At 60.1% G+C, this 13,920-nt stretch carries 11 protein-coding genes; all 11 read right to left on the reverse strand.

From position 1 onward, the window contains the following. Window positions 1-145 precede the first annotated feature (145 nt). A complete protein-coding gene (locus CKW17_RS20490) occupies window positions 146-1,000 on the reverse strand; it encodes a D-hexose-6-phosphate mutarotase (protein ID WP_007917868.1) in 855 nt (284 codons plus the stop codon). Window positions 1,001-1,114: 114 nt separating this feature from the next. Beyond that, window positions 1,115-2,464: a carbohydrate porin gene (locus tag CKW17_RS20495; protein ID WP_095121281.1), complete on the reverse strand. Its 1,350-nt coding sequence runs from the start codon at window positions 2,462-2,464 to the stop codon at window positions 1,115-1,117. A 191-nt stretch (window positions 2,465-2,655) separates the two neighbouring features. Next, window positions 2,656-3,816: an ABC transporter ATP-binding protein gene (locus tag CKW17_RS20500; protein WP_038369188.1), complete on the reverse strand. Its 1,161-nt coding sequence runs from the start codon at window positions 3,814-3,816 to the stop codon at window positions 2,656-2,658. Between the two features lie 2 nt (window positions 3,817-3,818). Then, the gene (locus CKW17_RS20505; protein WP_007917872.1) at window positions 3,819-4,664 is read right to left on the reverse strand and encodes a carbohydrate ABC transporter permease; all 846 of its coding nucleotides are present in this window, start codon (window positions 4,662-4,664) and stop codon (window positions 3,819-3,821) included. Next, a complete protein-coding gene (locus tag CKW17_RS20510) occupies window positions 4,657-5,565 on the reverse strand; it encodes a carbohydrate ABC transporter permease (RefSeq protein WP_007917874.1) in 909 nt (302 codons plus the stop codon). Before CKW17_RS20510 ends, CKW17_RS20505 begins: the two co-directional genes overlap by 8 nt. Before the next feature lie 117 nt (window positions 5,566-5,682). Further along, entirely contained in the window at window positions 5,683-6,984 is a 1,302-nt protein-coding gene (locus CKW17_RS20515) for an ABC transporter substrate-binding protein (RefSeq protein ID WP_095121282.1), read from the reverse strand. A gap of 119 nt (window positions 6,985-7,103) precedes the next feature. Continuing rightward, window positions 7,104-8,363 carry an AGE family epimerase/isomerase gene (locus tag CKW17_RS20520; RefSeq protein ID WP_095121284.1) on the reverse strand — a complete coding sequence of 420 codons (1,260 nt, stop codon included), beginning with the start codon at window positions 8,361-8,363 and terminating at the stop codon, window positions 7,104-7,106. A 293-nt stretch (window positions 8,364-8,656) separates the two neighbouring features. After that, window positions 8,657-10,126 (reverse strand): ATP-binding protein, encoded by a 1,470-nt coding sequence (locus tag CKW17_RS20525; protein WP_095121285.1) that lies wholly within the window; start codon window positions 10,124-10,126, stop codon window positions 8,657-8,659. After that, the gene (locus tag CKW17_RS20530; protein WP_003227460.1) at window positions 10,116-10,847 is read right to left on the reverse strand and encodes a response regulator; all 732 of its coding nucleotides are present in this window, start codon (window positions 10,845-10,847) and stop codon (window positions 10,116-10,118) included. The genes CKW17_RS20525 and CKW17_RS20530 overlap by 11 nt, the downstream gene beginning before the upstream one ends. Before the next feature lie 179 nt (window positions 10,848-11,026). Then, on the reverse strand, window positions 11,027-11,986 hold the full coding sequence (locus tag CKW17_RS20535) for a glucokinase (protein WP_095121286.1): 960 nt from the start codon (window positions 11,984-11,986) through the stop codon (window positions 11,027-11,029). Next, window positions 11,983-13,809, reverse strand: a complete 1,827-nt coding sequence (gene edd / locus CKW17_RS20540) for a phosphogluconate dehydratase (RefSeq protein WP_007917882.1) — start codon at window positions 13,807-13,809, stop codon at window positions 11,983-11,985. The genes CKW17_RS20535 and edd overlap by 4 nt, the downstream gene beginning before the upstream one ends. Between the last annotated feature and the right edge of the window lie 111 nt (window positions 13,810-13,920).

Raw genomic sequence — 13,920 nt, forward strand, 5'->3', positions numbered from 1 at the left:
GCGCTATACATCGACCTGGATGATCGAGTCGATTATGGATTCAGCACTGCACTTTCACGTCGGCGTAATTCTTCAGCATCCCCCGATCGGTCCCCTCTCCCTCCGGGAGAGGGCTAGGGTGAGGGTAGCGGTGTACTTGACACACTCAAGCCGCCGCCCACGCCTGCAAGCTCAAATGCGCCTTCTCCCCCGGCGCCAGATGCAGACTGTCCGTCCCCCCCGCCGCCGCTTCAACACAGACAAACTCGGAAATCTCATCCCACGTCACGCCCAACAACGGCCGCGCTCCAGGATGCCAGACCACCGTGTCGGCACTGTCGCCGGTATCGATGCACAACTCGCGCTGCCAAGCGTGATCTTTCAACTGCAATTCACCGTCATGCTGGAACACTCGCTGACAGCCGCCATCCACCCGCAACTCGCCTTCCTGCTGGCAAACCTGGCGATTCAACTGGTCATAACCCTGCGCCCCTTCGAGCCCAGACAGCGCTATCTCACCGACATCGCCAATACGCCAGTAAGCATGCAAAGCCTGGCTCAACTGGCACGGCATGTCGTCCTGATGCTCGGTGCTCAGGCGTAATTCCATGCGTTCACCCAGATGTGCGTGCAGGTCAACCTGCCAGTCGCACAGCTGCAATTGCCAGTGCAGGCGCACGCCATCTTCGGCGCTGCTGCTGTCGAGCAACTTCCAGTCGAGCAAGCGCGCCCAACCATGCGATGGCCAGGCGTTTTCGCTCGGATGACGGCCATACCACGGCCAGCAAACCGGCACGCCACCGCGAATGGCACCCACGTGCGGCCACTTCGCCGCACACCACAACCACGGCTTTTGCCCGCGCGGCTGAAAGTGCAGCAACTGCGCGCCCTGACGACTGAACACCGCCTGACACAGCGGATGATCGATCACCAACACGTCGCGCATCTGATAGCGCTCCCAGGCGAACACCGGTTGTTCACGCAGGGATTTGAAGAAGCGTTGTAGCGGATGCTCATGCATTTGCCACGATCCTGAACTCGTCTTTCACAGGGGTGCGCCGCCCCTCAAAAAAAAGCGGACAGCCTTGGCTGTCCGCAAATATGCGCACATAGAGAGGAGCTTATCGCAGACGCGTCAGAACGTAGACTGAATTTTCAGGCCGGCGACCAAAGCGTTATCGACTTCATCCACACCACCCGGGTGAGTGATGTACTGCAGGTTAGGACGTACGGTCAGCCAGTTGGTGACGTGGAAGCCGTAGTTGATCTCGTAGTTGTATTCGGTTTCACGAATTGGCGAGAACACCGGATTGTCGTAGTCCGAAACACCGTTGGAAGCGTTCAGCAGTTCGGCGTTTTTCTTCACGTCGTCGTTGACGTGGATACGCGCCGCACCGATACCGACGTCATCCTTTGGACGCGCGTCGAATGGGCCTTTGTAGACAAACATCACCGACTGATAGTTGTCGATGAAGTTGGTGTCTTTGTCGTGGAACGTGGCGTTGGCCGCGATGTTCAGACCGCGCGAGGCATCACCGTTGTGGCTGGTGAGTTGCTGTTGCGCCACGAACCAGTAGCCGCTTTTGCTGCTGTGGGTTTTGTACGCGTCGCCAGTGGTAGCCGCGTCGAAACCGTTGACGTCTTCGCGAACGTCGTCGGCATCCGCCGTGCTCTTGTAGTAACCGACGCGGTATTCGCCCGGCAGGCTGTTGACCTTCGGCGACCAGACCAATTCAACCGGCAACACAGTACCTTTGGTGCCGCTGCCGCTCAGCTTGAAGCCGTTGCCGTGTTCCAACTGCGACGGGTTCTGGTTGTATGCGCCGATCTGCGCGTAGAGCTCGTCGTTGATGTTGTACTTCACGCGGATCGCGGCCTGGCTGACGGGCCAGTTGTACCAGATGTTGGTCGCCCAGTTACCCACTTGGGAGCCGCAGAACGCGAGGTTCTGGAAGTCGCACGGGAAGGTGTTGAAGTCTTCGCCTTCACCGAAGTAACCGGCCTTGACGTCGAGTTTGTTGTCGAGGAACTGGTGCTGAATCCACAACTGGGTCAGACGCACCATGTGGCCACGACCGTAAACTTCTTGCGAGGAGCTGAGGGTGCCGGCACGCGGATCGCCAACGCGGTCGTTGGAGATGTTGTAGCCGTTACGGTTGGTCAGCTGGATCTTCGCCTGGGTGTTATCCCAGCCCCACAGCTTTTGCAGATCGAGTGCCACGCCCAGACCGAACTGGTCAGCGTAACGCGCGGTCTTGTCGTCGTTGTAGCCACCGTTCAGGTTGCCACCGACTTCCCCAACGTAGTCGGCCTTGATGTCGATACCCTGCTCGATCAGCTTGGTACGCTCGCCACCCCAGTCACCGGTCATCCATTTCGAGTCGGAGCTGAAGGCATCCGCCGCCATGGCGTTACCGGCCAGCACCAATGCCGCCGCAGCTGAAACCTGGCAGATCAACCGGGCATTGACGTGTTTCTTTTTCATCCCTACATCCTCGTCTTTATTGTTATTAACTGTTTTTATCTAACGCGGTTTACATAAATTGCGATGGATTACAGGCAATCCACCGCGTGCTCCTTGTAGGCCTTCGCCTGCTCGCGATAGCGGTTTTACATTCAACATCTCTGTCGACTGATACACCGTCATCGCGAGCAGGCTCACTCCTACACTGTTATTCAGCGGCCTTTGAATTGCGCCACGTTCGCAGACCGCGCATCGGTCTGTGGTTGGCCGGCAGTGCCGAGGCGCTCGCCGGTGTTGGCATCGAACAACAACACTTTCGACGGATCGAATTGCAGCGTCAGGTTCTCGCCCACCTGCGGTGCCACGTCCGGCGCCAGACGGCAGCAGACTTTGGTGTCGTTCAAATTGACGAACACCAGGGTGTCCGGACCGGTCGGCTCGGTCACCTGCACTTCGGCACGAATGCTCGGCAGGCCATTGCCCTCGCCGTTCGCCAAAACGATTTGTTCCGGGCGCAGGCCGAGGATCACTTCGCGATCTTCCAGACCAGCGTCCTGCATGCTCATCGGCAGTTCGCAACGCGCCTGGCCGCTGTCGAGCAGCGCCAGCAGACGACCGTCCTTGCGTTGCAGACGCAGCGGAATGAAGTTCATCGGCGGCGAACCGATGAAGCTCGCCACGAACAGGTTGGCCGGGTCGTTGTAGATCTCTTTTGGCGTGCCGAACTGCTGGATGATGCCGTCCTTCATCACCGCAACCTTGTCGCCCAGGGTCATCGCTTCGATCTGGTCGTGGGTCACGTAGACCGTGGTGGTTTTCAGGCGCTGGTGCATCAGTTTCATTTCGGTGCGCATCTCGACGCGCAGCTTGGCGTCGAGGTTGGACAGCGGTTCGTCGAACAGATAAATCTTCGGTCGACGTGCCAGTGCACGGCCCATCGCCACACGCTGTTGCTGACCGCCGGAGAGCTGACCCGGCTTGCGATTGAGCAGGTGTTCGATCTGCAACAGCTTGGCCACACGCGCGACTTCTTCGTCGATCGCCGACTGCGGCATCTTGCGGATCTTCAGGCCGAACTCAATGTTCTCGCGCACGCTCATGGTCGGGTACAGCGCGTAGGACTGGAACACCATGGCGATGTCGCGATCCTTCGGGCTCATGCCGCTGACGTCCTGATCACCGATCATGATCGCGCCGCCGGTGATGGTTTCCAGGCCGGCGATGCAGTTCATCAGGGTCGACTTGCCGCAGCCCGACGGGCCCACGAGGATCAGGAACTCACCGTCCTTGATCGACAGTTCGATGTTCTTCAGGGTGTCCGGCAGGCCGGCACCGTAGGTCTTGTTGACGTTGCGAAGTTCGAGCGTTGCCATGATTACCCCTTGACCGCGCCGGCCGTCAGCCCGCGCACGAAATACTTGCCTGCGACCACATAGACCAGCAGGGTCGGCAGGCCGGCGATCATCGCCGCTGCCATATCAACGTTGTATTCCTTGGCGCCGGTGCTGGTGTTGACCAGGTTGTTCAGCGCCACCGTGATCGGTTGCGAATCACCGCTGGAGAACACCACACCGAACAGGAAGTCGTTCCAGATTTGGGTGAACTGCCAGATCAGGCAGACCATGATGATCGGCGTCGACATCGGCAGAATGATCCGCCGAAAAATCGTGAAGAAACCCGCGCCATCCAGACGAGCAGCTTTGACCAGCGCATCCGGAATGCTCACGTAGTAGTTACGGAAAAACAGCGTGGTGAACGCCAGACCGTAAACCACGTGGATAAACACCAGACCGGTGGTGGTGCTGGCCAGGCCCATCTTGCCGAGGGTGAACGAGGCCGGCAGCAGCACGGTCTGGAACGGCAGGAAGCAGCCGAACAACAGCAGACCGAAGAACAACTGCGAACCACGGAAGCGCCAGAACGACAGCACGTAACCGTTCAACGCACCGATGGCGGTGGAGATGATTACCGCCGGAACGGTGATCTTGATCGAGTTCCAGAAGTAACCGTCAACCGTGGCCCAGGCCTTGACCCAGCCGATGCCGCTGACCACGGTCGGCCAGCTCAGCAGGTTGCCGGTGCTGATGTCTTCCGGGGTCTTGAAGCTGGTCAGCAACATGACCACCAGCGGTACCAGATAAAGCAGTACGGCGAGGATCAGCACCGCGTAGATCGCGATGCGACTCAGGCTGATAGCGGGTTTGGCAGCGAGACTAGTCATTGCGCTTGGTCCTCAGCTCGGAATACAGGTAAGGCACGATGATCGCGAGGATCGCACCGAGCATCAGAATCGCACTGGCCGAGCCCATGCCCATCTGGCCGCGACTGAAGGTGAAGGAATACATGAACATCGCCGGCAGGTCGGAGGAATAACCCGGGCCACCGGCAGTCATCGCCGCGACCAGGTCGAAGCTCTTGATCGCGATGTGCGCCAGAATCATCACCGCACTGAAGAACACCGGACGCAGGCTTGGCAGCACCACTTTCCAGTAGATCGTCGGCATGCTCGCGCCATCGATCTGCGCGGCACGGATGATCGATTGATCGACGCCACGCAGGCCGGCGAGGAACATCGCCATGATGAAGCCCGAGGCTTGCCACACAGCAGCGATCACCAGGCAGTAGACCACGCGATCAGGGTCGATCAGCCAGTCGAGACGGAAGCCTTCCCAACCCCAGTCACGCAACAATTTGTCCAGGCCCATGCCCGGGTTGAGCAGCCACTTCCACGCAGTACCGGTGACGATCATCGAGAGCGCCATCGGGTACAGGTAAATGGTGCGGATAAAGCCTTCGCGACGGATGCGCTGGTCGAGGAACACCGCCAGCAACACGCCGATCACCAGCGTAATGCCGATGAACATACCGCCGAACACCGCGAGGTTTTTGCTCGCGACCCACCAGCGATCGTTGTCGAACAACCGCGCGTATTGCGCCAGACCGGCCCACTTGTAGTTGGGCAGGAACGTCGAGGTGGTGAACGACAGCACGAACGTCCACAGGATGTAGCCATAGAAGCCCACCAGCACGATGAACATGCTCGGCGCCAGCACCAGTTTGGGTAGCCAGCGCTGCAATGCATCGAACGGCGAGGCCTTGCTGAACACAGCAACAGAACTCATGGGGAAATCCATCAAAAAAAGTGAAGAGCAGCTACAAGCCGCAAGCTGCAAGCTGCAAGACCGCTAGAGCTCAAGCTTGTAGCTTGCGGCTCGCAGCTCGCAGCTTGCCGTTACGGCTTATTTGGACGACTTGATCGCTGCGCCAAGTTTCTTGGCGGTGTCGGCCGGGTCGGCTTTCGGGTCGTTGATGTAGTTGGTCACGACATCAAAGAACGCGCCTTGCACCGCCAGCGTGGTCGCCATGTTGTGCGCCATGCTTGGCTGCAGGCCGCCGGATTTGGCGTCCGCCAGGAAGTCCTTGGCAGCAGTCTGGGCGCAGGAGTCGAAACCGAGTTTCTCCATGTTGTTCAACATGTCGTTGCGCACCGGGATCGAGCCTTTGTTGATGCTGAAGACTTTCTGGAAGTTTTCACCCAGCACGACTTTGGCGATGTCCTGCTGACCAGCCGCAGTACCTGCGTCCTTCTGCTTGAACACGGCCAGCGAGTCGATGTTGTAGGTGAACGCTTTGTCGGTGCCCGGGAAGGCTACGCACTCGTAGTCCTTGCCAGCGACTTTCTTGGCTGCAGTCCATTCGGACTTGGCCCAGTCACCCATGATCTGCATGCCGGCCTTGCCGTTGATGACCTTGGCCGCTTCGAGGTTCCAGTCCTGACCTTTGCCGTCGGCGTCCATGTAGGTCGCGACTTTCTTCAGCTCGGTCAGCGCCTTGACCATTTCCGGGCCAGTCAGCGCGGCGTTGTCCAGGTCAACCAGGGCTTTCTTGTAGCCATCGACACCCATGACCGAGAGCACCACGGCTTCGAACACGGTGCTGTCCTGCCATGGCTGACCGCCGTGGGCCAGCGGAATGAAGCCCGCAGCCTTCAGCTTGTCGCCAGCGGCATAGAATTCTTCGAGGGTGGTCGGGTTCTTGGTGATCCCGGCTTTCTTGAACACTTCCGGATTGATCCACAGCCAGTTCACGCGGTGAATATTCACCGGCACGGCCACGTAATCACCGTCGTACTTCACGGTATCGGAGACTTTCTTGTCGAGCAGGCTGTCCCACTTTTCCGACTTGGCGACGTCTTTCAACACGTCAGTGTCGAGCAGGCCGGTCGACGCCCATTCCTGGATGTCCGGGCCTTTGATCTGGGCAACGCCTGGCGGGTTGCCGGCAACGGCACGGCTTTTCAGCACGGTCATGGCAGTCGCACCGCCACCACCTGCGACAGCGCCGTCTTTCCAGGTGAAACCGTCTTTTTCGACTTGCGCCTTGAGCACATCAACGGCAGCTTTTTCGCCACCGGACGTCCACCAGTGCACGACTTCGACCGAACCTTTGGATTCGGCAGCGGAAACACTGAGAGGCAGAATTGCGAGCGGGAACAGGGAGGCGACAGAAATGACAGTAGCGAGGCGAGAAATCGCATTCATCTGAGATGTACCTTTCTTGTTGTTATGCATTGCAAGTCTAGTGCTTGCGCTGCACAGGAGTTTAAACAGGACGTTTCCCTTCGCAGGTAACGAAGGGACGCGCGAATGTCACCACATGGTTACACAGGACTGCTCTGGGATAACTGTGCCAGCGCAGTCGCCATACTGGGTGACAAGGGTAGACGCGGAATCAGCACGGCTTGCCAGGCGTGATACAGATCGGGTTTGCCCGGCCAGATATCGGCGCTGGGGATGTTTTGCGGGTTGAGTTCGTGGTGCCAACTGCCGTCGCAACGGTCGATGAAATTCACTTCGCAGAATTCCCAGAACAGTCGGTACCAGGTTTCGTATTGCGCATCGCCGGTGCGCTTTAGCAACGCGCTCGCAGCAGCGCTGGCTTCAGCGTGAGTCCAATGCAAGCGGTGGCGAACTACCGCTTTGTTGTCCCAGTCGAGGGTGTAAACGATGCCCGGCAAACCATCGACGTCCCAACCGTTGCGGCAGTTGTTCTCGAACAGTTTTTGCGCATCGGTCGCCAGCCAACCGGGCGTGAGCATGCCGGCCTGCACCCGCGCCGCTTCGAGGTGCAGCAGCAGCCGCGCCCATTCGAAACCGTGGCCCGGTGTGGTGCCATAAGGGCGGAAACCGTCGGCAGGATTATCGTGGTTGTATTCGCGCAACGGCTGCCAGTCGCGGTCGAAGTGCTCGATCACCATGTAACCGTTGCCGGCGGCGTGACCGTGGATCACCCGCTCGACGATGCGTTGCGCACGCACCAGCCAGCGCGGATCTTCCGTGACATCGGCCAGTGCGAGGAACGCTTCGGTGGCGTGCATGTTGCTGTTGGCGCCGCGATAGGCTTCTTCTTCGCTCCAGTCGCGATTGAAGAATTCGCGCATCGCGCCCTCTTCTTCGCTCCAGAAATACGTGTCGATGATGTCGATTGCATCGTCCAGCAACGCCTGCGCACCGGGACGCTGTGCGACCACCGCAGAGCTGGCGGCCAGTGCGACAAACGCATGCAGGTAGGCGTTCTTGCCGGTGTTGTCGTCGCGGTGTTCGGCGACGGCAAACCAGCCACCGTGCAAGGCATCGCGCAATGGCCCGCGCAGGGCGGCGATGCCGTGATCGACCAGTTCGGCGAAACCCGGCAGGCCCTGAATGTGGGCCATGGCGAAACTGTGGGTCATGCGCGCGGTGTTCATGGTTTCGGCTTGCGCGTTCGCTGGCAGACGGCCGCGTTCATCGAGGTTGCCGAAGCCTTGTGGGAGTTTTGCTGCCTTGGCGAAATCCAGCAGACGCAGGCCTTCGGCGGCGAGCCATTGCTGGTGGGCAGGGGCATTCAGCCAACTGCTGAAGCCGGGTTGGAAGAGATCCATGGGTGGCCTTTTTTGTTGTTATGACTGCGGGCAGTCTAAACAACGGGCCGGGGTGGGCTTGTAACGAAGGGGGCGGGTTTTGTCACTGAGCGGTGACAAAGAGCTACCCTCACCCCAGCCCTCTCCCCGAGGGAGAGGGGGCCGACCGCGGGGTATTGAAGAGTTACGCCGACCTGAAAGTTTTTCAGCGAATCCATAATCGACACGGTGTTTCAGGTCGATGTATGACGCAAGACAACTCGGTCAGTCCCCTCTCCCTCCGGGAGAGGGCTAGGGTGAGGGGCTCTTTTGATCTAATCCGCCGAGCGCGGCAATTGCAGGGTCACCCGCAACCCACCCTCACGCAGATTCTGCAACGTCACTTCCCCACCATGGCTGTGGGCAATATTGCGCGCGATGCCTAACCCAAGCCCATACCCCTGCTGCTGCCCCGCCAATCTGAAGTGCGGCTCAAACACCTGCTCCAGGCGCTGCTCCGGCACACCCGGCCCTTCATCATCAACGTGCAAGACAAACGCGCTGTCATCGTCATCGATATGCAAGTGCGCGTTCTGCCCATACTTCAACGCGTTGTCGATCAGGTTGCCAATACAGCGCTTCAAAGCCAAAGGTTTACCCGGATACGCCGCCAACGCCCGGCCATGCTGAGTCACGCGACCATTGCCGTTCGGCGCCAGATAGGGCTCGACCAGACAATCAAGCACGTGATTGAGATCCACCGGTTCGATGTTCTCGTGGATGTCGGTGTCTTTCACACACTGCAGCGCACCTTTGACCAACAACTCCAACTCATCCAGATCGCGGCCGAATTTGGCCTGCAGCTTCTCGTCTTCAAGCAATTCGACGCGCAGACGCAAACGCGTGATTGGCGTACGCAGGTCATGGGAGATCGCGCTGAACAACTGGCTACGCTCGGTCAGGTAGCGACTGATACGTTCGCGCATGGTGTTGAACGCACGCCCCACTTCGACCACCTCACTGCCGCCGCCCTCGGCCACTGGCTCGACGTCGGCGCCCAGCGACAAATCCCGTGCGGCCCGCGCCAGACGCTTGAGCGGCCGACTCTGCCAGTGCACCAGCAGACCGATGAACAGCAGCAGGAATCCGCTAGTGAGAACGATGAACCACACCTGCTGCGAGGGCAGGCCTTGTTCTTCAAGACTGGTGTAGGGTTCGGGGAGCAGCGAGGCGATGTACAACCATTCGCCCGGGGCCATCTGAATCTGCGTGACCAGCACGGGTGGATTGACCGGTTCCAGAGTCAGCGCGTAATGCGCCCACGAGCGCGGCAGCTCATCGAGTTTCAGCCCGGCGTTGAAGATCCGCAGGTCTTCGGGGCTGACGAAAGTCACCGAGATATCGGTGTCATGGCCCAAGGTCTGCCGCAGCACTTCGTCGACCGCTTTCATCACCGCCGCTTTACGCGGCGTGACCGGCAGTACGTCCATGCCCAGCGGCTTGTCGTTGAGCGTCACGACGAATCGGGTACCGCCCATGCTGCGCAATTGGTCGAGCACCAGCGGTCGATAAGCCACCGGCAGAGAGCGGAAGTAACTGACGCTGGCGGTCATTGAATGGGCGAGGCTGCGGGCGCTGGTGACCAGACCTTCGAGCTGGGTGGCGCGCAGCTGCGAGACCCAGATCACGCTCGACAATGTTTGCGCGAACAGCACCGCCAGCAAAGTCAGCAGCAACATTCGCCCGAGCAACGAGCGCGGCACCGGCACCTTGGCGGCGAGTTTACGCAGCGAATCAGTGACCATTGCCGGCAACCACGTTGGCTGCCAATTGGTAGCCGCTGCCGCGTACGGTACGGATCAGTCGTGGCGGTTTCTCGGTGTCGCGCAGACGCTGGCGCAAACGGCTGACGGCCATGTCGACAATGCGATCGAGCGGCATCAGGTCGCGGCCCCGGGTGGCGTTGCCGATGGTGTCGCGGTCGAGGATTTCCTGCGGGTGATCGAGAAACAGTTTCAGCAGAGCGAAGTCGGCGCCGGAGAGAATCACTTCCTCGCCGTCGGTGTGAAACAGCCGATGGCTGACCATGTCCAGCCGCCACTCGTCGAAGGCCAGCACGTCACTGCCGCTGCGCTCCTGACCGAATTGCGCACGCCGCAGCAGGGCTTTGATGCGCGCTTGCAGTTCGCGCGGGCTGAAGGGTTTGCCGAGGTAGTCGTCGGCGCCGAGTTCGAGACCGATCACGCGGTCGGCTTCGTCGGAACTGGCGGTGAGCATGATGATCGGCACCTGCGCCTGACGCGGATGCTGACGCACCCAACGGCACAGGCTGAAGCCGTCTTCGTCGGGCAGCATGACATCGAGGATCACCAGATCGCTCGGCGCCTCGTTGAGGGCCTGGCGGAAACTGGCACCGTCGGCGGTGGCCCGTACCTGAAACCCGGCGCGGGTCAGGTAGGTTTCCAGCAACTCGCGTATTTCCTGGTCGTCATCGACCAACAATATCGACTTGTTGACTGAGCTCACTTCGAAGGCATCCTTGTTGTTGGAATTGGGGCGGATTATGCCTTAAGCACTGATTTTACAAACACTACAAAACAACTGTAGGAGTGAGCCTGCTCGCGATAGCGGTCTTACATTCAACACATTCGTTGACTGACGTACCGCTATCGCGAGCAGGCTCACTCCTACAGTTTGATTGCATTTCAGGTTGGGATTGATTGATCCAGGGCTACGCCAGCGCCGACAAGGCCGGAATACGGCGCTGTCACCAGCCACACCGGAATGCCTTTGAAGTAATCGCTCATGCACCCCTTGTCAGCAAAGCTGCGGGCGAAACCGCTTTCGAGGAAGAAATCGGCAAATCGCGGAATCACACCGCCGACGATGTAAACCCCACCCCGTCCGCCCGTGGTCAGCACGTTGTTGCCAGCGACACGTCCGAGCCAGCAGCAGAACTGCTCGAGCACCTCCAGGGCAATCGGGTCACCGGCCAAACCAGCTGCGGTGATCGCTTCCGGCGTGTCGAGTTTGGGCTCATGCCCATCGACCGCGCAGATCGCCCGGTAAACCCGTGGCAAGCCACCACCGCTCAACGCGGTTTCGGCGCTGACATGGCCGATTTCGTTGTGGATGTGCTGCCACAACTGGGTTTCACGCGGGCTGCTCAGCGGCAGATCGACGTGACCGCCCTCGCCCGGCAACGCCGCGAAACGGCCTGCACCGAGGTCGAGCAAGGTGCCGACGCCAAGGCCAGTGCCCGGGCCGATCACCACCGCCGGACGCAACGGCTCAGGCGTGCCTTCGCAGACCACGCGGAATTCGCCCGGCTGCAAACGGGTCATGCCCAGCGCCATCGCCGAGAAGTCGTTGACCAGCAACAACTGCTCGACCTGCAAGGTTTTGCAGAACGCGCTGCGACTCAGGCGCCAGTGATTGTTGGTGAACTTGAACTGATCACCACTGACCGGACCTGCCACCGACAGGCACACCGAACCGATCGAACCCGGCGCCAGACCGAGCCCGCTCAGATAGAGGCTGATCGCCTCTTCCGGGCTGGCGTGGTCGGCCGTGGCCAGCACCTGAACCGATTGCAGTTGCTGGTTTTTCCACAACGCAAACCGCGCGTTGGTGCCTCCGATGTCACCGACCAAAGCCAGTTTCAATTAAGCGTCTCCAGGGCAGAAGTGAAGGCGCTGGCGCCCTGCTCCGCCGAGCTGAAGGCCAAACGCATAAAGCCAAACAGTTCGCGCCCGCTGCCAATGTTGTTGCCCAACAGGCCTTTGGCGGGTTCGCGCGCTGCAAATTCTGCGGCGTCGACCTTGAGTTCCAAGGTGCCTTTGACGCCATCGACGCGGATGATATCGCCCTCTTGCACGCGCGCCAAAGCGCCACCGACATAAGCTTCCGGGCTGACGTGAATCGCTGCGGGGATTTTCCCCGAAGCGCCGGACATCCGCCCGTCAGTCACCAGGGCGACTTTGAAGCCGCGATCCTGCAGCACGCCGAGGAACGGCGTCATCTTGTGCAGCTCGGGCATGCCGTTGGAGCGCGGGCCCTGGAAGCGCATCACGGCAACGAAATCTTTTTCCAGCAGACCGGCCTTGAACGCGTCGGCCAGGTCTTGTTGATCCTGGAACACCATCGCTGGCGCTTCGACGATCTGGTTCTCCAGGGCGACAGCGGACACCTTCATCACACCGCGACCGAGGTTGCCTTCCATCACCCGCAAACCACCCTCTGCCGAGAACGCACGGGCGACTGGACGCAGGATGTTTTCGTCGAGGCTGTCGACCGGACCTTCACGCCAGACCAGTTCACCGTTATCAAGGAACGGCTCTTTGGTGTATTTGCTCAAGCCGTGGCCAAGCACGGTGTTGACGTCTTCGTGCAGCAGACCGGCGCCAAGCAGTTCGCGGATCAGGAACGACATACCGCCCGCTGCCTGGAAGTGGTTGATGTCGGCTTTGCCGTTCGGGTAGACGTGGCTCAGGGTCGGCACGACTTCGGAGAGGTCGGCCATGTCTTGCCAGGTCAGTTGAATGCCCGCCGCCATGGCGATGGCCGGCATGTGCAGGGTGTGGTTGGTCGAACCGCCGGTGGCGTGTAGCGCCACAATGGAGTTGACCAGCGACTTCTCGTCGACGATTTCGCCGATCGGCATGAAGTTGCCATTCTGCTTGGTCAGGCGCGTCACTTGGTGCGCGGCTTCGCGGGTCAGCGCATCACGCAGCGGCGTGTTCGGGTTGACGAACGAGGCGCCCGGCAAGTGCAGGCCCATGACTTCCATCAGCAACTGGTTGGTGTTGGCGGTGCCGTAGAAGGTGCAGGTGCCCGGGCTGTGGTAGGACTTCATCTCCGATTCCAGCAGCTCTTCGCGGGTGGCTTTGCCTTCGGCGTACTTCTGGCGCACGTCGGCTTTTTCCTTGTTGGAAATCCCCGAAACCATAGGCCCGCCCGGGACGAAAATCGTCGGCAGGTGACCGAAGCGCAGCGAGCCCATCATCAGGCCCGGGACGATCTTGTCGCAGATGCCGAGCATCAGCGCACCATCGAACATGTTGTGCGACAGCGCCACAGCGGTGGACATGGCGATCACTTCGCGGCTCGGCAGGCTCAGTTCCATGCCCGGCTCGCCTTGGGTGACACCGTCGCACATCGCCGGAGTGCCGCCAGCGAACTGGCCGACCGAGCCGATTTCGCGCAGGGCGTTCTTGATCTGTTCCGGGAACACTTCATACGGCTGATGCGCCGAGAGCATGTCGTTATACGAAGAAACAATGGCGATGTTCGCCGAGTTCATCATCCGCAGGCTGTGCTTGTCTTCGCTGCCGCAACCGGCCACGCCGTGGGCGAAGTTGGCGCATTGCAGCTTGCCGCGCATCGGCCCGTCAGTGGCGGCGCCGCGAATCAGTGCAAGGTAAGCCTGACGCGTGGCGCGGCTGCGGGCGATAAGCCGTTCGGTGACCTCAAGAACGCGGGGATGCATGTGTAGAACTCCAGGCTAACGGATGTGGCGACCTGATTGTCTATGCTGATCAAACGCCGTTGTTGTTGGAATGACAGACGGCTTTTTTGACCATTCGGACCAGTTGATTCA

This window comes from Pseudomonas sp. Irchel s3f10, from assembly GCF_900187515.1.
Lineage (GTDB): Bacteria > Pseudomonadota > Gammaproteobacteria > Pseudomonadales > Pseudomonadaceae > Aquipseudomonas > Aquipseudomonas tensinigenes.

Bases quoted from the DNA above. Each gene is read 5' to 3' on its own strand.
- edd (WP_007917882.1), bottom strand. From the start codon at position 13,809: ATGCATCCCCGCGTTCTTGAGGTCACCGAACGGCTTATCGCCCGCAGC.
- CKW17_RS20520 (WP_095121284.1), bottom strand. From the start codon at position 8,363: ATGGATCTCTTCCAACCCGGCTTCAGCAGTTGGCTGAATGCCCCTGCC.
- CKW17_RS20525 (WP_095121285.1), bottom strand. From the start codon at position 10,126: ATGGTCACTGATTCGCTGCGTAAACTCGCCGCCAAGGTGCCGGTGCCG.
- CKW17_RS20495 (WP_095121281.1), bottom strand. From the start codon at position 2,464: ATGAAAAAGAAACACGTCAATGCCCGGTTGATCTGCCAGGTTTCAGCT.
- CKW17_RS20510 (WP_007917874.1), bottom strand. From the start codon at position 5,565: ATGAGTTCTGTTGCTGTGTTCAGCAAGGCCTCGCCGTTCGATGCATTG.
- CKW17_RS20490 (WP_007917868.1), bottom strand. From the start codon at position 1,000: ATGCATGAGCATCCGCTACAACGCTTCTTCAAATCCCTGCGTGAACAA.
- CKW17_RS20515 (WP_095121282.1), bottom strand. From the start codon at position 6,984: ATGAATGCGATTTCTCGCCTCGCTACTGTCATTTCTGTCGCCTCCCTG.
- CKW17_RS20505 (WP_007917872.1), bottom strand. From the start codon at position 4,664: ATGACTAGTCTCGCTGCCAAACCCGCTATCAGCCTGAGTCGCATCGCG.
- CKW17_RS20500 (WP_038369188.1), bottom strand. From the start codon at position 3,816: ATGGCAACGCTCGAACTTCGCAACGTCAACAAGACCTACGGTGCCGGC.